Origin of the sequence: Streptomyces vietnamensis, from assembly GCF_000830005.1 — a bacterium.
Taxonomy (GTDB): Bacteria; Actinomycetota; Actinomycetes; order Streptomycetales; family Streptomycetaceae; genus Streptomyces; species Streptomyces vietnamensis.
The window spans coordinates 8,782,411-8,803,387 of record NZ_CP010407.1; the positions used below are offsets into that span (position 1 = coordinate 8,782,411).

The 20,977-nt window shown below is 70.8% G+C and carries 15 protein-coding genes and 1 pseudogene; 4 read left to right on the plus strand and 12 right to left on the minus strand.

What is annotated here, in order from left to right; all coding sequences use genetic code 11:
- Positions 1 to 486: 486 nt before the first annotated feature.
- The 7 genes from SVTN_RS46775 to SVTN_RS39045 form a co-directional block, all read right to left on the minus strand.
- Positions 487 to 1,038, minus strand: coding sequence for an FAD-dependent oxidoreductase (locus tag SVTN_RS46775; RefSeq protein ID WP_052499570.1), 552 nt, complete (start codon positions 1,036 to 1,038; stop codon positions 487 to 489).
- An 864-nt stretch (positions 1,039 to 1,902) separates the two neighbouring features.
- Complete coding sequence (locus tag SVTN_RS39020) at positions 1,903 to 2,892, minus strand: phosphotransferase family protein (protein ID WP_041133287.1); 990 nt, start codon at positions 2,890 to 2,892, stop codon at positions 1,903 to 1,905.
- Between the two features lie 155 nt (positions 2,893 to 3,047).
- Positions 3,048 to 3,785: a dienelactone hydrolase family protein gene (locus SVTN_RS39025; RefSeq protein WP_041133288.1), complete on the minus strand. Its 738-nt coding sequence runs from the start codon at positions 3,783 to 3,785 to the stop codon at positions 3,048 to 3,050.
- Between the two features lie 278 nt (positions 3,786 to 4,063).
- Positions 4,064 to 4,537 (minus strand): transposase, encoded by a 474-nt coding sequence (locus SVTN_RS39030; RefSeq protein ID WP_078908687.1) that lies wholly within the window; start codon positions 4,535 to 4,537, stop codon positions 4,064 to 4,066.
- Between the two features lie 654 nt (positions 4,538 to 5,191).
- Positions 5,192 to 5,548: an Rdx family protein gene (locus tag SVTN_RS45995; protein ID WP_245727828.1), complete on the minus strand. Its 357-nt coding sequence runs from the start codon at positions 5,546 to 5,548 to the stop codon at positions 5,192 to 5,194.
- Positions 5,545 to 6,456: a HipA family kinase gene (locus SVTN_RS39040; protein ID WP_041133289.1), complete on the minus strand. Its 912-nt coding sequence runs from the start codon at positions 6,454 to 6,456 to the stop codon at positions 5,545 to 5,547. The genes SVTN_RS45995 and SVTN_RS39040 overlap by 4 nt, the downstream gene beginning before the upstream one ends.
- A gap of 74 nt (positions 6,457 to 6,530) precedes the next feature.
- Positions 6,531 to 6,941, minus strand: coding sequence for a hypothetical protein (locus SVTN_RS39045; RefSeq protein WP_041133290.1), 411 nt, complete (start codon positions 6,939 to 6,941; stop codon positions 6,531 to 6,533).
- 233 nt (positions 6,942 to 7,174) lie between these two features.
- Between SVTN_RS39045 and SVTN_RS39050 the strand changes: the two genes are divergently transcribed.
- From SVTN_RS39050 to SVTN_RS42850, 3 genes and pseudogenes are all read left to right on the plus strand, one after another.
- On the plus strand, positions 7,175 to 9,058 hold the full coding sequence (locus SVTN_RS39050; protein ID WP_041133291.1) for a galactose oxidase early set domain-containing protein: 1,884 nt from the start codon (positions 7,175 to 7,177) through the stop codon (positions 9,056 to 9,058).
- Between the two features lie 43 nt (positions 9,059 to 9,101).
- Positions 9,102 to 11,375 (plus strand): Dyp-type peroxidase, encoded by a 2,274-nt coding sequence (locus SVTN_RS39055; RefSeq protein ID WP_052499571.1) that lies wholly within the window; start codon positions 9,102 to 9,104, stop codon positions 11,373 to 11,375.
- A 257-nt stretch (positions 11,376 to 11,632) separates the two neighbouring features.
- Positions 11,633 to 12,028: pseudogene (locus SVTN_RS42850) on the plus strand (DUF4265 domain-containing protein); the annotation flags it as partial.
- 77 nt (positions 12,029 to 12,105) lie between these two features.
- Here SVTN_RS42850 and SVTN_RS39065 read toward each other — a convergent pair.
- Both SVTN_RS39065 and SVTN_RS39070 read right to left on the minus strand, forming a co-directional pair.
- Positions 12,106 to 12,456, minus strand: a complete 351-nt coding sequence (locus SVTN_RS39065) for a transposase (RefSeq protein ID WP_041133293.1) — start codon at positions 12,454 to 12,456, stop codon at positions 12,106 to 12,108.
- A gap of 514 nt (positions 12,457 to 12,970) precedes the next feature.
- Complete coding sequence (locus tag SVTN_RS39070; RefSeq protein WP_245727831.1) at positions 12,971 to 14,320, minus strand: M64 family metallopeptidase; 1,350 nt, start codon at positions 14,318 to 14,320, stop codon at positions 12,971 to 12,973.
- A gap of 137 nt (positions 14,321 to 14,457) precedes the next feature.
- Between SVTN_RS39070 and SVTN_RS39075 the strand changes: the two genes are divergently transcribed.
- Positions 14,458 to 15,798 (plus strand): helix-turn-helix domain-containing protein, encoded by a 1,341-nt coding sequence (locus tag SVTN_RS39075; protein WP_041133295.1) that lies wholly within the window; start codon positions 14,458 to 14,460, stop codon positions 15,796 to 15,798.
- A 297-nt stretch (positions 15,799 to 16,095) separates the two neighbouring features.
- Here SVTN_RS39075 and SVTN_RS44530 read toward each other — a convergent pair whose 3' ends face one another.
- The 3 genes from SVTN_RS44530 to SVTN_RS39090 form a co-directional block, all read right to left on the minus strand.
- On the minus strand, positions 16,096 to 16,623 hold the full coding sequence (locus tag SVTN_RS44530; protein ID WP_159026570.1) for a hypothetical protein: 528 nt from the start codon (positions 16,621 to 16,623) through the stop codon (positions 16,096 to 16,098).
- 176 nt (positions 16,624 to 16,799) lie between these two features.
- The gene (locus tag SVTN_RS39085) at positions 16,800 to 17,942 is read right to left on the minus strand and encodes an ABC transporter substrate-binding protein (protein WP_041133297.1); all 1,143 of its coding nucleotides are present in this window, start codon (positions 17,940 to 17,942) and stop codon (positions 16,800 to 16,802) included.
- Positions 17,943 to 18,064: 122 nt separating this feature from the next.
- Positions 18,065 to 20,731 (minus strand): SpoIIE family protein phosphatase, encoded by a 2,667-nt coding sequence (locus SVTN_RS39090; RefSeq protein ID WP_041133298.1) that lies wholly within the window; start codon positions 20,729 to 20,731, stop codon positions 18,065 to 18,067.
- Positions 20,732 to 20,977 lie beyond the last annotated feature (246 nt).

The window sequence follows — 20,977 nt, forward strand, 5'->3', positions numbered from 1 at the left end:
CTGTAACCCCTCTGAGACCCCGGAGCACGGCTCGACGGGCCGGTGATGCGCGTGAGCCCGGAGAGAGGTCCGGACAACGCCGAAGGCCCTGGTCTCTGACCGGGGCTTTCGTTCACGAGCGGATGACGGGAATCGAACCCGCGCCATAAGCTTGGGAATCACCCGGTGCTTCGGCAGGTAAATAGCACTTGACCTGTGGAAACGCGCGGCATGGCCTCAGCGTGGACTTGCCTGGCAGGCCCCTAGGTGACCGCCGTTTACCGCCCCTCTGGCACGTTGTGGCACGGGCGCTTTCCCCCGAGGCTCTATGGCTGAGACTGCCCGCCAGGCGGTCGAGGTGGCGCTGGGCGAGTTTCGCGAGCGCGGGCCCGTGTTCGTAGCCGAGCGGCGCGAGTTACGGGGGAGGACGTAGCCATCCGGCTCGTGCGTACGTCTGCTCCATGAGCTGTCGGTAGGCGCCGGCGAGCAGGCCGGGCCAGTCGCCGGTCAGGGGTGGGCGCATCCGGGACTCGGCGGCGAGGGCCGCGTGCTGGGCCGCCGCTTCCTCGACGGCCTGGCGATCGCCCAGTCGGCGATCGGCTGCCGGTCCGGTCGCCAGGGGCTCAGCCAGGGGCTCGGGGTGCCGTGCAGGATCCCGGCGGTGAGTTCCTGGGCGATCAGCGGGGAGACGTGCAGGCCGTCGAGGTGCGTGCCGGTGGCGCCCCACAGGCCGGGGCGTCCGGCGTTCCCGAGGAGGGGGTGTCCGTCGAGTCCCACGGGGCGGTTGCCGTGGTGGACGCGGTCGACCTTGGCGCCGGTCAAGCCGTGGTGGAGCTGGCCGAGACCGGCGTCGAGGAGGAAGCGGAGAGCACCGGCGGTGGGCGTGTCGCCGGGGTGGAGGGCCGGTGCGGCGGAGGCGCCGAGATACCAGGTGCCGTCGGCCTGCGGGACGGCGTGGAACCCGCACGCGTAGGCACGGTTGGGCGTGCGCAACACCACCGGCGGCATAGGGGCGGCGGTGGGGCGGAGGGCGACGGCGGTGCCCTCGGCCGCGACCACCGGCAGGACGGGCAGTTCCGGGTCGAGACGTTCCAGGAGCGCGCCGACCCACGCGCCGGCCGCGAGGACGGCCCGACCGGCCCTGAACGTGCCCTTGCGGTTGGCGAGTTCGTACCCGATTCCGTGGGCGCGCAGCCGCCCGGTCCCCGTGCGGTGTACGTTCGGCAGCCCCGGAGCGCCGACTCGTCCAGTGGCCCGGACGCCGCGTTCAGCAGGATGTAGGTCCCCGCCCCGTACCCGTCCGCAGGCGCCGCCACCCCGGCCCGTTCCCGTACGCCCTCGCGCCAGGCCGGCCGGCGCGCGGTGGCCTCCACGGCCATCCTCAGACGCAGTTCGCCATGCCGGGTCCGCAGACCGGCCGCCGTCACCTCGCCCAGCACTCCGAGCATGGCGCCGGCCGCCTGCGAGGCATCGGGACCGCGCTGCCCCGACAACACGATCCGCAGCTCCGGCTCGGCGCACGCCAGTGTGTACGCGATCGACCTGCCCAGCACCCCCGCGCCCACGACCACCACGTCGACGTCCGTCACAGAGCCCCCTCCCGTGCGTATCGCCTCACAGGCTTCCCCGGCGTACGGAGCCACACCTGGCGCACGGTTTCAGTCCTGCGGCCAAGTGCTGAGAAGGCGCTTGGTGGGTGGAGGGCAGGGGTGGTTCCGAGCTGTGGCTTCGTTCGTCTCAAGGAACAGCGATTGTCGACCGGTTCCGGAGTCAGTTGTCGATCAGCCGGCTCGCGAGTGTCGACGAGAAATGACGGCACTGCCGAGTGAGTGAGGGGAACGCGGGACGGCCAGCCGCCCGTTAGGGCGGCCGGCCGTCGAGGCAGGTAGCGGCTTGGGCGATACGTATGTGGCGGACGCGGTGCTACTGGACCAGCAAGGCCAGTGCTTCCTTCGCGTTGTGCTCGGCGATTTCCTGCATCAGCGTGCGGTGCGGGAAGTCGCCGTCGAGCAGGCGAAGGGGGCCGGCCACCAGCGAGAGACGCATCGCGAGCATGTAGAGGTCGAGCCGTACCGGATCGAGTCCGGGACGTGACAAGGCTGGGTACTGGTCGCCGAAACGAAGCTGCAGGAACACGTGCTCCCACTCGACATCGAAGAACATCAGGCCCTCGATGTCGATGAGGACGGGATGTCCGGACGCATCGACCAGAACGTGATCGGGCCCGAGTTCGCCGTGGATCAGTCCGTGCTGCGTGCGCGGAGCCACCCTTGTGGCCAGCTCCTGCAGGCGATCGTGCAAGGGAGCCGCGGCTGATTCGATCCTGGGAACGCGTTCGGCCGCTTCTGCGAGATCCTCGATGGCGCGCTCGAGCACCAGTTGCTCGCATGAATCGCCACTGGCTTTGTCGCCCCGTTCGAGCACGTCCACCCTGCCGTAGTGTCGGCTGTGCTGCTGGTGCATCACATCCAGCATTGCCGCCAGCTCGCTCAAGGCATGTGATGCGTGTGCGGGATCCGTCTTCAGGAGCGCTTCCAGAGTGCCGCCGGCAACGTCCTCGACAACTGCCACATCCGCCGGGCAGCGGCGTCTGCTGTCGTCAGCCAGAAGCACTTGTGGAACCCGGACGCCGAGGCGGTCCAGCCTCCGCTGAGCGGCCAGGAAGGGGACCAGCCCGGAGGCGGGAGCGAACGGATGGGCCGCATCGATGGCTTCTGCAGCCGGCCAGAAGTTCTCGGCCTCGGCCCAGCTGTAGACGATCACACTCGCTGCACGTGATCCGCTCGTGTGAACCCGGTAGACCCCCTTCTTGCTCCCGCCGCGCAACCGGTCCACTCCGACGACGCGGGCTCCCGCCCCCAGTGCCTCATGCACGATCCCTGACAAGGCTTCACCATCCGTGAACTGGCGCATCCACCGACCCTATCCCCGGCCAGGTGCGCCGGTGGGCCGAGTCCGTCTCCGCGATCGAGCACCCGCCCTCATGTGCTTCTGCTGTGCGGATCTGAGGGGAGGGGACGGTCAGTGCCCGACGCGGACCAAACCTGGCGCCAGGCTGTATGCCTGAGTCATGCCCCCGGCTCCTCCGTCACGGGCAGGCACTCGGCGAGCAGGTCGACGACGTCGCGCCATGCTCGCCGCGCGTGCTGTGGGTGGTAGCCGACGCCGGGGACCGTGGGGTGGTCGACCGGCGGGTGGTGGAAGGCGTGCAAGGCGCCGCCGTAGACCGTGAGGCGCCAGTCGACGCCCGCGGCCTGCATCTCGGCGGTGAACGCGTTCCGTTGCGCGGGCGGCATGATCGGGTCTTCCGACCCGACCCCGGCCCACACCGGGCAGCGGATGCGGGCTGCCTCGCCCGGTCGGCCCGTGGTCAGTGCGTTGACGGTCCCGATCGCGCGCAGGTTGGCGCCGTCGCGCCCGAGTTCCAGCCCGATGGCGCCCCCGGTGCCGTAGCCGACGGCGGCGATCCGGTCGGGGGCGGTCCGCGGTTCGGTGCGCAACACGTCGAGTGCCGCATGGCCGATGCCCCGCATCCGGTCGGGGTCGGCGAGCAGCGGCAGGCAACGGGCCAACATCTCCTCGGGGTCGCCCAAATAGCGCCCGCCGTGAAGGTCGAAGGCCAGCACTACGTATCCCAGCTCGGCGAGAGCATCGGCCCGGCGGCGCTCGACGTCGCTGAGTCCCATGCCCTCTGGTCCGAGCAGCACCGCGGGCCGGCGGTCGACACCGGCCGGGAGCGCGAGGTGCCCGATCATCGTCAAACCGTCGGCCGGGTACTCAACCGTACGCGTCGTGATCGTCGTCATGAGACTGGACTGTAGTGATCGTCGAGCCCGGTTCGGTCGGTGTTCTGCCGCCGGCAGAACAGGGTGCGTGTCCCTCGTGCCCCTCTGAAATACGGGGGACGAGCGCTCAGGGCTTCAAGATGATCTCGTTGCCCCTCTGGCGCGTACCTCGGCCACGCCCCCCGTATGGGTGGGGAGATCCACCGAGCAGGTGTGGGATCACCTCCGAGCAAGGGGTGGCCGTTTTCAAGGTTCTGTCCGCACTTCCGTGAACGATCTTTCGGTGGCAACCAGGCGGATCAGTAACGTTCGGGAATCGCGTGATTCGCTTCAGGCTGGACCCAGGTTCTGTCGTCGAATGTCACGCCCATCAGGAGTGAGGCGAGGGCGACGGCTGTTTCGTAGGGTTCGGCGGCTTTGTAGTATCGGGTGGCGCTGCCGCGGCACTGCTTCCAGTGGTTGAAGCACCGTTCCGCGACATTGCGGTGCTTGGAGACCGCGCGGTCGAAGGCCGGCGGCCGGCCTCTGTGGCTGCTGCGCCGGGCCCGCTTGCCGGCCCCGGCGGCCCGCTCGGGAATCGTGTGCGGGATGCCCGGGCGGAGCCAGGCGCGGATTGCTTTCGAGCTGTAGCCCTTGTCGCCCAGGACGTGATCGGGTCGGATGCGGGGGTGCCCGGGTCCGGTTCGGGGCACCCGGATCGCTTCCATCACGGTGGTGAACTGGGTGCAGTCGTTGGTGTGGCCGCGCGTCGGCGCGGTCCACGGCGTCGTCACAGGGCTGTGTTCCGTTCCGCCGCCGGGAGACCGCTGGAGGCGCGAGGCGGCATCACCTGCTCTCCACGGCAGGACCACTTCGGGGCTCAAGGACTCGGTCGCCCCACGCAGTGTCTCCCGGCCCGCCTTGGCGGGGATGGTCAGAAGAAGCCGAGCTTCTTCGGCGAGTAGCTGACCAGCAGGTTCTTCGAGTGCTGGTGGTACACGCCTCGCGTGGCCGCTGACCAGTGGAAACGGCCATGATTCGGCTTGGCTGTAGGCGGCTGGTCCGTGTATGGCCCGGATCTTGGTCGGCCTCGTCCCTGGCCCCGAAGAGCGACCGCCATGCGGGAGCAGTTCGCACCGAAGGACGACAGCCGCTCAGCCCCGCCCCCTTATGGCCACGATGAACCGCGAGTTGTGATCCCTGCATCCCCGCTCGCGCGGGGACCACTGCTGCGGTGGCCGCCTTGACCGTCCGGGGACAGCTCGGTATGGGTGACGGTGGCGATGCTGCGCAGCTGGTCGAGGTCGATGCGGCTCCAGCACCGTTTCACGCGCGGGCGCGGACTGTTTTCACCGACAGGCCGGTTTCGGCGGCGATCGCGGCCCAGGTCAGGCCCTGGGCTCGCAGAGCTTGGATGGATGCCGCGTCGATGCCGGGGGCCGGCCGGTTCAGCTGCCGGGCCTGGAGGTGGGTGCGCCGTTCGGCTTGGGGGATGCGGCGCAGGATCGTCCTGCCGTCCACGCCGAGCTCGCGGGCGATGGCCGATGCGGAGCACCCGGTCCGGTAGCGGGCGAGGATCTCCTCTTGACCGCAGTGGGCTCAGGGAAGCCGTGCTCGCGCCGGTCCCAGACCACCTCGTCGCCCACCCGCACGACGAACACCCCGCCCGTGCCGGGCTTGAGGGCCAGCTCATCCAGCTCGGCCTCGAAGGTGGTCGGCAGCTCCTGCGCCAGCCAGGCCGCGCGCGGCAGCCAGCGGCACTGGGTGCAGTACTCGATCCGGACCTGGCGGGTCTCGGACGTCATCCCAGATGCACCGACCAATCCTGTTCGGCCGCGGGCTTGCCGTGCAGGTCGGGGACCTGCTTGAGCCACGCGGGGCGTCCTCGCTGATTCCTCGCCGCCCGCCGCGCGTTCTCCGCGGCGAGCTCGTCCCGGTGGGGGAAGTCGGTGGGCAGCCACTGCCGCGACGCCCGCACGCGCGCGTGGAGGTAGGCCACATACGCCTCGCGCTCCTCGCCCGGCGTGGCGAACCCGCCGTCGGTGAGCCAGGCGTCCGGCACCTCGGCGACGATCCCGCGCAGCAGCTCCTCGGTCACCTTCGGCGCGAGTTCGGCGTCGGCCGCGCGCACGTCGGGGCCGTAGTGGCCGAGGGCGTGGTGGCGGAAGTCGTACACCTTGGCGGGGTCCGCGCCGTCCCAGCGGTGGTGGAAGACGAGCGCCGCGCCGTGGTCGATGAGCCACAGCCGCGGCGGTACGGTGCCCAGCGTCGGCCACACCATCAGGTTGGAGCTCTGGACCGTACGGTCGACGTTGACGGTCAGCGCGTCCATCCAGACGATCCGGCCCGCCTCCAGCGGGTCCACGGGGAGGACCTCGGCGATCTCGGGGGTGAAGTCGCGGGCGCCCGGCAGGTGATCCATGCCGAGGTTGAGGCCGGCGCTCGCCCCGTGCAGGTCGCGCACCTCCTGATGCGGCTCGTGCGCGGCGACGGCCGGGTCGAAGTGCACCAGCACCAGTTCGGGGAAGCGCAGCCCGAGGGCCCGGGCCAGCTCGCCGACGATCACCTCGGCGACCAGCGCCTTGCGGCCCTGCGCGGAGCCGGTGAACTTCACGACGTACGTGCCCAGGTCGTCGGCCTCCACGACTGCGGGCACGGAGCCGCCGGACCGCAGCGGGGTCACGTATCGAACAGCAGTCACATCGCGCAGCACACCGGCCAGGGTAGTTCAGCACCGCGGGACCGCCGGCGCGGGACGAGGCGCCGGCGGTCCCGCGGCGGGGACGGTCACATGCCGTGCGTCGGCATGTCCTGTGTGCACACGACGTGGACGACCAGGTCGGCCGGCTCGATCCGCGGGTGCGCGCGGTGGGGGTGCGGTGACGGCAGGAGCTGGCCCTTGCGTACGGCGACGATCCAGCCGGTCGCGGTGTCGTTGGGGCGGCTCTCCAGCAGGTCGGCGGGTTCCTCGATGAAGCGGGCGCCCTTGCGGGCCTTGATGGTGAAGCCGCCGCTGTAGGCCTGGAAGGGCGCGGGACAGAACAGCTCGTGGGGGCGGCCGTCGGCGCCGCCGCGGATCACCTTGCCGGTGATGTGGCGCGGCGGCTGGGGCGGGTCCGCCGCGGCCGGGGCGGCGCAGAGGCCGAGCAGGGTCACGGCACTCGCGACGGCCGCGAGAGCGGCCCGAGTCGTGCGCATGGCAGTAGTCCTCCTTGGAGCAGGGGAAGGGGGAGACGGCCCATTGCTAGCAGCGCGTCGATCCGCGCCCCGGTGGACACGCAGAGTGAGACACCGATGGGCCATGCCGAATCGTTCCGCTCGGACGTCAGCCCCCAAATCGCTACGGTGTGTGATCTACTCGCCCCGTTCAGTCACTCTGTGTGGTCACCCGGCTCCGTCCGGGTGGCTGCCATGCGCTCTTAAGGAGCCTGATGTCCCGCAGAAGGAAATGGGCGCTCGCGGTCGGCTGTGCCGCGATCGCGCTGTCCGCCACCGCGCCCGCCGGCGCCTCCGTGCCGTCCGCCCGCTCGAAGCCCTCCCCGGCGCACGAGTCCCCCGTCCGGTCGGGCGGCGTCCGCATCACCGACGAACAGGTCCGCGCCGAGGTGCGCCCCGCCGAGGTGGAAGCCCTCGGCCAGGGCGCCGCCGAACAGCTGGCCCGCGACCGCATCGGCATGCGGGCCATGGACCACGGCTACTCGCAGCCCATGCGGACCCGCAGCCTCAAGCGGCTGACCGAGTCCCAGAGGGAGATCAACTCGGCGTTCGACGCCGAGAGCTGGGGCAAGTTCACCGAGTACTTCCCCAGCCCCGACTTCGGTGACCACGTCGCTCTGCTGCCCACGGGCAAGGTCCTGCTGTTCTCCTTCGAGCCCGTCGAGGACAGCCCGAACAAGGAGACCGCGCCCACCGACGTCATCGGCGGCGACAACGCCGGACGCGCCTACGTCTGGGACCCGAAGGAGGGCACGAAGGCCTCCGCCTTCAAGGCCGTACCGCCGCCCGTCGTCGAGGTGGACGACGGCACGGACGAGCCGCGGCCCGCGCCGATCTTCTGCGCCGGCCACTCCTACCTGCCCAACGGCATGGTGGGCGTCTTCGGCGGCAACCTCGGCGGCAACCACGGCTCCGGCGCGCACCTCGCGCTGGTCTTCGACCCGTGGAAGGAGACCTGGCTCCAGCAGCAGGACATGGCGGAGGGCCGCTGGTACCCCACCGTGGTCACCGGCGCCGACGGCCGGCAGTTCATCACCTCCGGCCACGGCGACGTCGGATGGGGCGTGCTGTCCAAGTCGATCGAGCGCTTCCCCGCCAAGGGCACGGCCGTCTCCCTGGACCCGGCGGCCAGGCCCCGGGGCCAGTCGCTCGACAGGTGGCCCGTCAAGGCCGAGTTCACGGTCGACTACCCGCACCTGTTCTCGCTGCGCGACGGCCTGATCTACGGGTTCGGGCGCAACTACGACGAGCAGTACGTCTTCGACCCGAAGCAGGAGACCAGCCGCAAGCTCACCAACCGGCCCGACGGCGGCATGCGCAACTACGGCTCCGCCGTCGCCCTGCCCAACGGCGTCAACGGCCCGGACTCCGTCCTGATCCTCGGCGGCAACCGCAACGACCCCAACACCTACAAGTTCTCCGGCGGCCGCTGGACCAAGGACACCCCGCGCGCCTTCGGCCGCACCCAGGACGACACGCTGATCCTGCCCGACGGCACGCTGTTCACCGTCAACGGCGGCTACGACATCCGCGACTACGGCAACGGTCCGTACAACCCCAACGCGGACGAGAAGTACCGGCAGATCGAGCTGCGCGACAGCAGCGGCCAGTGGCGCCTCGGCCCCGTCCAGCGGCTGCCGCGCGCCTACCACTCCAACGCGGTGCTGCTGCCCGACGGCCGCATCATGGTCACCGGCGACGAGCTCCAGCAGATCGCCAACGACCCGGACGTGAAGTCCGACATGAACGGCACGATCGAGATCTACGAGCCGGCCTACCTGCACCAGGGCGACCGGCCGACCCTGTCCGGCGTCCCCACCGCCCCGCAGGGGTACGCCGCCAACCTGCGGGTCAGCACCAGCACTCCGGACCGGGTCAGCCGGGCCGTCCTGATGGCCCCCATCACCTCCACCCACTCGGTGGACACCAGCCAGCGCCGGCTCGAACTGCCCATCACCAGCCGCGCAGGCAACAAGCTCGTGCTGCGCACCCCCGCCTCGGCCGAGGAAGCGCCCCCCGGCTACTACCTGCTGTTCCTGCTCGACGACCAGGGCGTGCCCAGCACCGCCCAGTGGGTGCAGCTGCGCCCGGGCGCCTGACCGCGCCCGACCCCGTCCGTCCCCGACACCCTCAGGGAGACTCATGCCCGCTCAGCTCACGCTGCGCGACAGCACCGAGATCCAGGGCGACATCCTGGCCGGTTTCAAGAAGGACAACATGTCCTTGCTCCTCCTCCAGTTCGGCGACGTCACCGCCGCCCGCTCCTGGCTGGAGGCCCTCGTCCCGCAGATCGCCACCACCCGGCAGGTCGCCGAATTCAACGCCCGGTTCAGCGAGGCCCGGCGCAACTCGATGGGCGACGACCCCCAGCACCTCAAGGCCACCTGGCTGGGACTCGCGCTCACCCATCCCGGACTCCAGTTCTTCACCGGCAAGGAGAAGCTCTTCGACTCCGTGCCCGGCGGGAGCACGGTCGAGGCGTTCGTCCAGGGCGCGTCCGACCGGGCACTGGCCCTCGGCGACACCGACGACAGCGATCCGAAGGGCTGGCTGTTCGGCTACGACCACTCCCGCGTCGTGCACGCCGTCCTGACGATCGCCTCCGACACCGAGGACGACCTCAAGAACGAGCTGGCCCGGCAGCGTGAGGCGGCTTCCCGCGCCGGGGCCGTCGTGGTCTTCCAGCAGGACGGGACCACCCTGCCCGGCGACTCCGCGGGCAAGGAGCACTTCGGCTTCAAGGACGGCGTCAGCGAGCCGGGCGTGCGCGGCTTCGAGGAGGAGGACCCGGCCCGCCCCGGCTATGTGCTGGGCCACCCCGGCACCCGGCTGATCTCGGCCGACAAGTTCGTCGTCGACGCCACCGGCGACGGCAAGCGGCCCGCCGGTGTCCCGGCCTGGATGTGCAACGGCTCCTTCCAGGTCCTGCGCCGCCTCCACCAGGACGTGCCCGGCTGGTGGGCGCAGGTCGGCGTCGAGCTCAAGCGGCTCAAGGCCGCCAAGGCAGTCGACGACCGGACCACCCAGGAGTGGCTCGCCGCCCGTCTGGTGGGCCGCTGGCCGTCCGGCGCGTCGGTCGCCAACTGCCCGATGAAGCCGGCCGGGAAGCCGGAGCCCGAGCCGGACAACGACATCACCTTCAAGGACGACCCCGACGGTCTGGTCACCCCGCTCTTCTCCCACCTGCGCAAGACCAACCCGCGCGACGGACTGGTCGACGGGGGCGAGCTGGTCGACGAGAAGTTCATGGACGAGCGGCGCATCATCCGCCGAGGCATCCCCTACGGGCGGCCTTTCAACCCCACCCAGGGCGAGGGAGGCGGCGCCGACGACCCCCGGGGGCTCGTCTTCGTCTGCTACCAGGCCGACCTGGTGCGGCAGTTCGAGTTCATCCAGGCCGACTGGGTCAACGACCCCGACTTCCCGCACGACCGCCCGCACCGGCCGGGCCCCGATCCCATGGTGAGCGGGCAGCTGACCGATGTGAACGACGGCCAGGTCAGCTTCGAGAGCCGTAACGCGGCGGGTGAGCGGCAGACCACGACGCTCGGGTTCCGTCCGTTCGTCAGGACCGAGGGCGCGGTGTACGCCTTCAGCCCCTCCCTGAGCACTCTGCGCGGTCTCGCCCAGGGGCGCCTGGAGGGCGGCGGGTCGGTCACGCCCGTGCCGGATCCCCAGGCGCGGCCGGTCGACGCGGTGGTCCCCCAGCCCGGGCACCCGGGCCGCTACCTCGCCTTCCAGGGCGGGAAGGCCGTCCCACTCACCTCCTCGGTCGGCGGTGGCGACGCCACCCTCGCACTCGACGGCTCGGGCGCGCGGCCGCTGTCCTTCTGGGACGACCTGCACGACATCAAGCGGGTCGACGCCGCCTGGCCCGTCCCGGGCCGACAGGAGATCGGCGGGGAGTCCGGCCACTGGCTGTTCTTCACGGGCGACGACGGCAGGCAGCGCTACCGGTACGTCCTCGTCGACGGACAGGAGCCCGTCCGGGTCAGGGTGGACGGCAACCGGGCGCGGCCGCTGAGCCAGTGGAGCTCGTTCGACGCCGCCCCCGACCCCGTCACCCACGTCGACGCGGTGCTGCCGATCCCCGACAAGCAGCCCGGGGGTGACGGCCGGTACCACTACTGGATGTTCCACACCACGCCCGCGGGCCAGCGGTACCGGATCATCTCCCTGCAGGCCGGGGGGTACCGGGACCGCCGCGAGAGCGACGACAACGACATCTCGCTGTGGTCGTCCCTCGCGGGGGTGGAGCACGTCGACGCCGTCCAGCCCGTGCCTGGCCGGCAGCCGGGCAACGCCCAGAACTGGTACTGGGTCTTCCACAAGGGCGGCTACCGGGTGATCAGCGTCGCCGACGGCTCGGCGCACACCGACGCCGTCGTCCAGCGGGACCGCCCGCTGCCGGGCTGACCCCACCCCACCGCCGAGGCCCCCGGGAACCCACCCCGGGGGCCTTGCCGTGACCGTTCACCCGCCGGTCAACGGGTCGGGCAGGGGCCGGTAGCGGGCGTCGGCGCCGTCCGCGCCGGTCCCACCCGCCAACTGCGCACCCGCCGCGCCCGCTGACCTGACGCCCTGCCTGGCCCTCGCCCACCCCGCCCGCGCGGGGATGGGCGAGGACCGGACAGACACCTCAGGCGCCTACGGCGAGTGTCGAGAGTCCGTGGGCGGTTGACCTCGGCGATGGCACGGTGCGGCTGGACAACACTCCCTGGTTCGTCCGCGGAGTCGCCAGTGGTGACGTCATCCGGGTTCAACCGGATGACGACGGTGTTCTCTGGGCCGGAGAAACGGTGCAGCCTTCGCAGAACTGCACCATCCGGCTCATCGTGCTGAAGGACGCCGGCTCAGCCGCCGCGCGGCAGAGCGTGCTGGAGGTCTTCCATCGCCTCGGCACGACGGGCGAAGGCATCGAGCGGTTCGGGATGGTGGCCTTGGATGTCCCGCCGCAGGCAGAGCTGCTGAAAATCCGCGAGCTGTTGGAGCACGGCGAGACGAGGGAGTGGTGGCACTGGGAAGAAGGGTGTGTCACTGCCGCCTGGGAAGCCACTGCGCGACCGTGAGGGCAGCGGTGCCCCGTCCCAGACCGCAGTGAGCCAGGTTGCATCGTTCTCGTGCAGGAACCGACCGTTCAGGCCCGTCATGTCCATTCGCCGATCGCGGCGATCAGGACGGTGGCTTCGAAGCGGACGGCGAGCTTGTCGAACCGGATGGCGCTGCCGCGGCACTGTTTCAGGTGGTTGAAGCACCGTTCCGCGACATGGTGGTGCTTGGAGACCGCGCGGTCGAAGGCCGGCGGCCGACCTCTGTGGCTGCCGCGCCGGGCGCGGATCGCGTTCGAGCTGTAGCCCTTGTCGTCCAGGACGTGATCGGGTCGGATGCGGGGGTGCCCGGGTCCGGGTCGGGGCACCCGGATCGCTTCCATCATGGTGGTGAACCGGGTGCAGTCGTTGGTGTGGCCGCGCGTCGGCGCGGTCCACGGCGTCGTCACGGGGCTGTGTTCCGTTCCGCCGCCGGGACCGCTGGAAGTGTGAGGAGGCATCACCTGCCTTCCACCTCAGGACCACTTCGTGGCTCAAGGACTCGGTCGTCCCCCGCAGTGCCTCCCGGCCCGCCTTGGCGGGGACGGTCAGACGAAGCCGAGCTTCTTCGGCGAGTGGCTGACCGGCAGGTTCTTCGTCTCATGGTGGTACGCGCGCTGCACCCCCGCTGACCAGCCGGAACGGCCGTGACGGTCGTTGTCGGTGGAGCGCTGGTCCGCGAATGGCCCGGATCCTGGTGTCAGCCACCCCCCTCGGTGGGGAGGTGGGTTCGACCGGGGGAAGGAGCGCCACCGTGGGACGTCACCTTCCACCAGGACGTGTGGTGCTGGGGCCGCAACGTCGTCGCCCACGGGACGGCCCACCTCTTCGGGCTGCCCGATCCGCATCGACCGCCACCGCGTCACACTCCCGGACGGCGTCCTCGAGCTGTCCGCGAACCGCGACGTATGCCCGCCGGAGCCGTCAGAGCCGGACCATCCAGCTGACCGTGGTCCTCATCGTCCGGGCGATGGCGCGGTCCCGCACCGAGGGCGTACGGTCCTCGGCGGTGAGGGACAGCGTGTGGGTCCGAAGGTCGAGCAGCCGCAGGGCCGGGTCGGACACCCGTACGTCGGTGCGGCCCGCGAGGGACTTCATCTCCCGCCCGTCCAGGTACCAGCGGATCGTGAGTTGACGCCCGTCCGCCCCCGTCAGCCGGGGCACGAGGGCTTTGGCGGTGTCGCCCCTGCGGAGGGTGCGATCGGTGGGCGTGACGGGGGAGGCGATGCGCGCCTCGCGGTAGAAGCCGGCGATCATCGCCTCCACTCCGGGCAGATTGAAGGGCTTGCCGAGGGAGCGCATCATGGAGTTCTCGGTGGGACGCCGCAGTCCGGTGACGTAGTAGCCGCCGCCCTCGTACGCGCCGACGGCGCCGCCGTCGGGAGACTGCTCACCGAGCCAGCGGTGCCACTTGGTGCCCCGGTCGGCCATGTCGTCGGCGGTGAGGGTCGTGATGTTGGAGTCGGCGGGCTCGGGGCCCACGTAGCGCTCGTAGCCGGGATAGTCGGGGTAGAAGTACTCGTCGGCGAGCTTGCCCAGGGAGTGGCCGGTCTCGTGGATCGCGACCTGGCCGGATTTCTCGTTGCCCGCCGAGGCCGTTGATATGCCCTCGTAGCCGAGGGTCTTGCTGGGCTCGTTGTAGCCCGCGCCACCGTACTTGGTGCTGTTGGCGAGGACGAGCACCAGGTCGGCCTCGGGGGCCTTCGCCACGTATCCGTCGACCTTGTCCTGGTCGACGCAGAGCAGCCGCTCGATGCCGTCGCACCAGAAGTACGAGCCGAGAGCCGTGTCCCGGAGGGTGCCGGGAGAGGGGTCGCCGGAGATGCCGGACTGGTTCGAGACGGCGTCGACGGTCCAGACGTTGAAGAGGTTGCGGTAGGTGGTGTACGGCTCGACGGCCGTCAGCTCGGCCCATTTCCGCTGGGCGTCGGCGTGGAAGCGGGGCAGTTCGGCGACGGTGTAGCCGTCTCCGACGACGACGATGTCGAGCCGGTCGGCGATGGGGCCGTTGTCGATCACCTTGGCCACCTCGCCGTCGGCGACCGCCTCGGTCGCCGTCAGGCGGGAGGCCGGCTGGTTCCGGCCCCCCGGCGGCACATGCGTGTGGCCGGATCCGGCGAGCGTCCCGTGTTCCGGCCCGGGTATCTCGACCTCGACTCCGGCCGTGGGGGGTGCCGTCGGGTCCGCAGCGGCGCTGCCGGGTGCGGCGGCGAGGACGGCCGCGAGGGCGACGGCCACTCCGGCCGCCATGGCTCCGCGTCGTGCTGAACGCATGAAATCAGCCCCTTGTCAGGCGAGTTAACCGCCTCAGTAAATGTGCTGAACAAGTTGCTTAACCTAGAGGGAAGGCATGGGGTGCGCAATGCCTACTGCTTCTGGATACTGGGGAGTTCACGAACCAGGGGGTCCGCATGGACGATCCGGCCACGATCGGCCACCGAGTACAGCGCCTGCGCACTCAACGCGGGCTGACGCAGCGGCAGTTGGCCGAGCCCTCGTACACCCCCGCGTACGTCTCGACGCTGGAGTCGGGCAAGGTCAGGCCCTCGGAGACCGCACTGCGCTTCCTTGCGGAGCGGCTCGGTACGTCGTACGAAGAACTGACCACCGGCCGCCCCGCACACCTCGCCACCGAGCTGCGGCTCGCTCTCTCCGACGCCCACCAGCAGCTGGCCACCGGGACGGCGGACGAGGCCGCCGTGCGCTACCGCCGGCTCCTCGCCGACGCGGAGCACCTCGGGCTTGTTCCCGAGCAGGCCGAGGCGCTGCTCGGGCTCGGCGACTGTGCCCTGGAGACCGGTGAACTGGTCGACGCGGGCCATCACTTCCAGGCCGCCGAGCGGCTCCTCGCCGAGGAACCGCTGCCCCGCCGCGCACGCGCGATCCGGGGCCGTGCCGTCGCACACCTCCTGGCGGGGGAGCTGCGTTACGCCTGCTACCTGCTCGAATCCACCATCGACGAGCTCGGTGCGAGCGGCCTGGCCGACCCCGAGGCGCTGGTCATCCTGTACGCGGCCGTGATCGGCCCGTACATCGACATGGGTGCACACGCCCGTGCCGCGCACGCCGCCGAGCTCGCCCTGGCGCTGGCTCCGCAGGTCGACGATCCGGCGCTGGTGGCGGGCATGCACCGGCAGGTGGCTCGCACCTTCCTCGCCGAGGGGCGCACGGCCGACGCCGACGCCTCACTGGCCAAGGCGCAGGCGATCTACCAGCAGCTGAGCCTGTGCACCGATCTCGCGCACTGCCACTGGATGCGCGGCTACGTTCAGGCTCAGAAGGGTGAACTGGCTTCGGCTGAAAAGGAGTTGCGAGCCGCCCGGGACATGCTGAATGCCAAGCGCGCGGCTCTGTTCACCGCGCAGGTGGAGGTGGAGTTGGCCGATGTCCTCCGGCGGCTCGGACGGCACGACGAGGCGTCGGACCTGCTCTCCGCATTTCTTGAGCTGGGTGACCGGCACGGGGCGGTGCACGCGGGGGGTGCGCACAGGCTGCTCGGGCTGATCGCCGAGGAGCGGGGGGACAGCGAGACCGCCGAGGAGCACTACGTCATGGCGCTCGGACTGCTGGAGCGCAGCGGCGCGAGCGGCGACCTCGCCGATCTGTGCCGTCTGCTGGGCGACCTTCTGCGCCGCGGCGGCCGCACCGAGGCCGCGCTGGACGCGTACCGCACGGGGCTGGGCCATCGCTCGCCCCCCGGCACGACGACGCTGGGGCCGGCTCCGACGGCACTGGCGTTCCCGCGGCACTGAACGAGCAGCCGACAGTGTCCTTCCGGCCTGGTCCGGATCCCGGTTTCGCGACACGGCCAATTGCGCCGATGGAGGGCCCGGTACTGCTCCATGCCCGCTGAGGGATCACCGAGGCGCGACCGGCACACCCGTCACCGCATCGCCGGCACGGGCGACTGGTGAACAGGCCTGGACCGCGACCGGTCCGCGAGATGCCCTTGCACGGCCCGTCGGTTGCACACGGTCTTCTCGCGGTGCCGGCATGTGCCTGCCGAGCTGATGCCTGGCGAGGACGATGTCCCCTCCAGGCGCCGAACTTCACGGCTCTGGAAGAACCCGAGCTTCTTCGGGGAATAGCTCTGCAGAATGCTCTTGGTCTGTTGGCGGTACAGGGCCCGCACCCGCGCTGGCCGTAGTAAACGGCAGTTGTTGCGTGTTCTTGGCTGCGGCTGGTCCGGAAATGGTCCGGATCTTGGTCCGCGTCGAACTTACAGCTCGGGGGTGGCTGAAGTACGCAACCAGGCTGTGGTCCTTAACGATCGGGCCGGCATCCGGAGCCTGAAGGGGCAGTCCCGGCGCATCGGCATCGGGGCGGTCCATGCCGTAGAGGAGGTCGATGTCGAGGCGGGGAACTGCTCCTACGGAGATCCGCTCGGCGGTCACCGTCACCGTCACCGTCGCGGGCGAGGTCTCGAGCGAAACCATGGTCTCGCTGATGTCGCAGAGGCGGGTGAGCTCATCCGCATCACGATCCCGGTTCCCGCGCACCTCGCCAACTGCCTGTGCACGCTGCGCATGCTCCATGTCTTCGCGGACGGGGCGTGCCGCCGAGCGCTGAGTCGACACCGGACGCCCTTCACCACCGTGAGGCGGTCAGGGACCGGCTCGCAGAGCTCCTCGATCTGATCGTCGAACGGTGAGCATGCCTTGTAGTCGGGCCGGACAGCGGCCGCGAGTGCGGTGGCCACCGGTGTGAGGCCCGGACCGGTGGGTGCACGCCTGGTCAGGAACGCCCTTGGCCCTCAGCCCGAGACGGCCTCGGCCCAGCCGCGGTTGACGGTCTCTCTTGCCTTCTCCCTCTGCGCCTCCGTCGGAAACGTCGGCGTGCCCTCGACCGTCGGCAGTTTCTCGGCGGCGGCCTTGTCGAGGGTGCCGTCCTTCTCCATGGCGTCCATGAGGACGGGGCGTGCGTAGGCGCCGAGCCGGAGGTTCTGGCCCTCCGGGCTGAAGACGTACTCCTGCCACAGACGTGCCGCCGCGGGGTGCGGAGCGTCTTTGTTCACCCCGTTCGCGTAGTACTGAGCGAAGCTGCCGTCGAAGGGGATGGCGGTCTGCCAGTCGACGTCCGTGCCCTTCTCGCGGAATTCGTCGGCGTATCCGAGGTTGAGGAAGTCCCAGTCGATGCTGATCGGGGTCTGGCCCTTCGCGATCGTGGCCGGGGTGGATTCGACCGGGATGAAGTTGCCGTTCTTGCTGAGCTCGGCGAAGAAGTCGATGCCGGGCTGGACGTCGTCGAAGGAACCCCCGTTGGCCAGGGCCGCCGCGTAGACCCCGGCGAAGGCGGAGCCGGACTTGGTGGGGTCGCCGTTGAGCGCGACCTTGCCCTTGTACTCGGGCTTGCGCAGGTCGGCGAAGGTCGCGGGGCAGGTCGTGACGCGCTTGGCGTCACAGCCGATCGAGATGTAACCGCCGTAGCTGTTGTACCAGCGGGCCCGGTCGTCCTTCTGTTCCTTGGGGATCTCGTCGTACGCGGCGACCTTGTACGGAGCGAGCAGGCCCTGACGTGCCGCGGACTGCGCGAAGGAGCCCCCCACGTCGATCACATCGGGGGCGCGGCCTCCGTCCCTGTGCTCCTTCAGGGCGTTGATCTCGTCCTGGCTGGTACCTTCCGGGTTCTCCACCGTGACCCTGATCCCGTACTTCTTCTCGAAGCCGTCGATCATTGCGCCGTAGTTGGCCCAGTCGCTCGGGAGCGCGATCGTGTGGAGCGAGCCTTCCTTCTTGGCCGCTGTGGTCAGTGCTGCCATGCCGCCGGCGTCCGCGGCGGAGGTGGCCGCCGCGGGTGCCCTGGGCGCGGTGGTGGGCTTGTCTTCGCAGGCGCCGAGGGGCGCCGCGAGGACCAGGCAGGCGGCGACGAAGGCTGTCCGGAGACGAGGTGCCGGCACAAAGGCTCCATAACGGGCGGTCGCGTACTGATCGAGGCCAGCGTACGTTCGGCGGCCTCGGCGGCGCAGTCCCAGACGGTGGTGTCCGCTGTCTTCCCTGCGGCTGCCGTACCGGCGCGTTCTCAGAACCCCTCGTCGTCCCACCCGGCCAGGAGCGCCTCCCCGAGATCCATCGCGGGCGGTGCGGCCCCGTCGAGGAGGGCCTGCTCGCTCCAGATGATCTTGCCGCGTGCGGTGTAGCGGGTGCCCCAGCGCTCGGCGAACTGCGCGACGAGGAACAGGCCGCGACCGCCCTCGTCGGTGGCCTCGGCCCGGCGCAGGTGCGGGGAGGTGCTGGACCCGTCGGAGACCTCGCAGATCAGGCTGCGGTCGTACAGCAGCCTCACCCGGATGGGCTCGGTGCCGTAGCGGATGGCGTTGGTTATCAGTTCGCTGAGGATGAGTTCCGTGGTGAAGGCGATCTCCTCCAGGCCCCAGTCCGCCAGTCGGCGGGCGCAGGCGTTGCGCACCGGGGACACCGCCGCAGGGTCGGGGCGCACGTCCCACTCGGCGATCCGCGCGGGGTCCAGTCGGCGGGTGCGGGCCACCAGCAGCGCGACGTCGTCGCTGGGCCTGGTGGGCAGCATCGCGTCGATCACCGCGGTGCAGGTTTCCTCCGGGGTGCGGGCGGGCCCGGCCAGGGCGGCGCGCAGCGCTGCCAGGCCCGCGTCCGGATCGCGGTCGCGGCTCTCGATCAGCCCGTCGGTGAAGAGTGCCAGCCGGGAGCCTTCGGGCAGGGTGACCGTCATGGTCTCCATGGGCAGGCCCTCGCCCAGGCCCAGCGGCGGGGAGACGGGCACCTCGGGGAAGGACACGGTTCCGTCGGGGCGAACCAGAGCGGGGCCCGGATGCCCGGCGGTGGCGGCCGTCACCTGCCCCGAGACGGGATCGTAGATGGCGCACAGGCAGGTGGCTCCGGTGATCCCCTGCCACTCCTGCTCGTCGGTGTCGATGTGGGCGACCAGCTCGTCCAGGTGGCTCAGGAGTTCGTCCGGAGGCAGGTCGAGGGTGGAGAAGTTGTACACGGCGGTGCGCAGACGGCCCATGGTGGCGGCTGCGTGGAGACCGTGGCCGACGACGTCGCCGACCACCAGGGCCACCCGGGTGCCGGGCAGCGGGATGACATCGAACCAGTCACCACCCACACCGGCCTGGGCAGCCAGATAGCGGTGCGCGACCTCGACGGCGGACTGCTCCGGTACGCCCCGGGGCAGCAGGCTGCGCTGCAGGGTCACGGCCATGGTGTGCTCGCGGGTGTAGCGGCGGGCATTGTCGACGGCCAGTGCCGCCCGGGCGGTCAGCTCCTCGGCGAAGGACACGTCCTCCTCGTCGAACGGCGGAGAGTCCTGCCCCCGCCAGTAGCCGGCCATCCCCAGCACCACGCCCCGGGCCCGCAGGGGCACGGCGATCAAGGAGTGGATGCCGCGGTCCAGGATCCGCAGGGCGTTGGCCGGGTCCTGGGTCCGCCAGCCGTGGGTGGTGCGCAGGTCCGCCTCCAGGACCGCACGGCCGGCGGCCAGCCCGGCCGCCATGGGGCTGGTGGGAACGAACCGGATCAGCTCGCCGACGGGGTAGAGCGGGTGGTCGCCCTGAAGGCCGACGGCGGCGGTGCGGCGCATCTCGGTGCTCGCTTCGGCCGGCTCCTCGCCGCGCAGCACCGGGTCCAGCAGGTCGACCGTGACCACGTCGGCGAACCGCGGGACCGCCACCTCCGCCAGTTCCTCCGCAGTGCGCTCGACGTTCAGCGTCGTTCCCACCCGCACCCCCGCGTCGTAGAGCAGCTTCAGCCGCTCGCGGGCCACCTCGGCCCTGCCGGAGAGTGCCCGCAGCTCGGTGGTGTCCCGCAGCGTGACGACGGTCCCGGCCTGCCCATAGGGGGCGGTGGGCCGGATGTTCACCGACAGCAGCCGATCGGCTGCCATGTGCAGCTCGTCGGTCGCGGAACGGCCCGATGCGATCGGCTCGGCGATCCCCTCCTCCAGACCCAGGTCCGTGACGGGGAGGCCTTCCGCGTCCACGGGCAGCCGCAGCAGCCGCCGCGCCTCGTCATTGGCCAGCAGCAGCCGTCCGCCGCCGCCGACGATCAGCACGCCCTCTCGCACCGCGTGCAGCACCGCGTCGTGGTGCTCGTACATCCTCGTCATCTCGGCCGGTCCCAGGCCATGGGTCCGGCGCAGCAGCCGACGGCTCACCAGAGCGGTTCCGCCCGCGGACAGGGCGAGCACCGCGGCTGCACTGCCGAGGACGACCGGCAGCTGCCGGTTCACCATGCTCTGCACGTTCTGGACCGTGACCGGGGAGGAGACGATGGCGATGACACGGCCGTCGGAGTCCTTGACGGGGACCACCGATACCACGGACTGTCCCAGGGACCCTTCGAAGGTCTCGGTGAAGGACTGGCCGGCCGCCGCCTTGGAGAAGGGGCCGACGACGTGCTTCCCGATCTGCCGTGGGTCGCTGTGGGCGAGGGTGACCCCGGAGAGTGTGTACACGTTGATGCCGTCGACCCCGGCGATCTTCCGGGCCGCCTCTGCGCTCGGCTGTAGCACTGCGCTCGGATGGGGGCTGCGGAGGGCCGCGACGATTCCCGGGGATTCCGCGAACGTTCCGGCGGCGGCGAGCGTACGGTGCCGGGCGTCCACCATGCCGGCGCTCTGGGCTTGCACCACGAGCGCCACCACCGCGGCGGCGACGAGCAGCACCACGACGGCCAGCTGCAGGAGGAACACCTCGCCGGCCACGCTGCGCACGCTCAGAAGGGAGGACAGACGCTGCGGCCGCCGCGTCCCTCCCTCGGGGGGCTGGGCGTGCTCCTGACGCTCCTGGTGGCTTCCTGAGCGGGGACGCCGAGGGGGAGAGGAAGAGCTCGTGGTCGAGCCGAGCAGCCGACGTCGGACGTGTCCCAGTAGGTCGCTCATACTTTATTTTCTGACCTCTATGGGCCGTCGGCAGCGGGGAGCGACGGTCGCCGAGCCGGCGATCCGGGTCCCCTCCGC

Bases quoted from the DNA above. Each gene is read 5' to 3' on its own strand.
- SVTN_RS39050 (WP_041133291.1), top strand. From the start codon at position 7,175: ATGTCCCGCAGAAGGAAATGGGCGCTCGCGGTCGGCTGTGCCGCGATC.
- SVTN_RS39075 (WP_041133295.1), top strand. From the start codon at position 14,458: ATGGACGATCCGGCCACGATCGGCCACCGAGTACAGCGCCTGCGCACT.
- SVTN_RS39020 (WP_041133287.1), bottom strand. From the start codon at position 2,892: ATGCGCCAGTTCACGGATGGTGAAGCCTTGTCAGGGATCGTGCATGAG.
- SVTN_RS39045 (WP_041133290.1), bottom strand. From the start codon at position 6,941: ATGCGCACGACTCGGGCCGCTCTCGCGGCCGTCGCGAGTGCCGTGACC.
- SVTN_RS39055 (WP_052499571.1), top strand. From the start codon at position 9,102: ATGCCCGCTCAGCTCACGCTGCGCGACAGCACCGAGATCCAGGGCGAC.
- SVTN_RS39025 (WP_041133288.1), bottom strand. From the start codon at position 3,785: ATGACGACGATCACGACGCGTACGGTTGAGTACCCGGCCGACGGTTTG.
- SVTN_RS39070 (WP_245727831.1), bottom strand. From the start codon at position 14,320: ATGCGTTCAGCACGACGCGGAGCCATGGCGGCCGGAGTGGCCGTCGCC.
- SVTN_RS45995 (WP_245727828.1), bottom strand. From the start codon at position 5,548: ATGACGTCCGAGACCCGCCAGGTCCGGATCGAGTACTGCACCCAGTGC.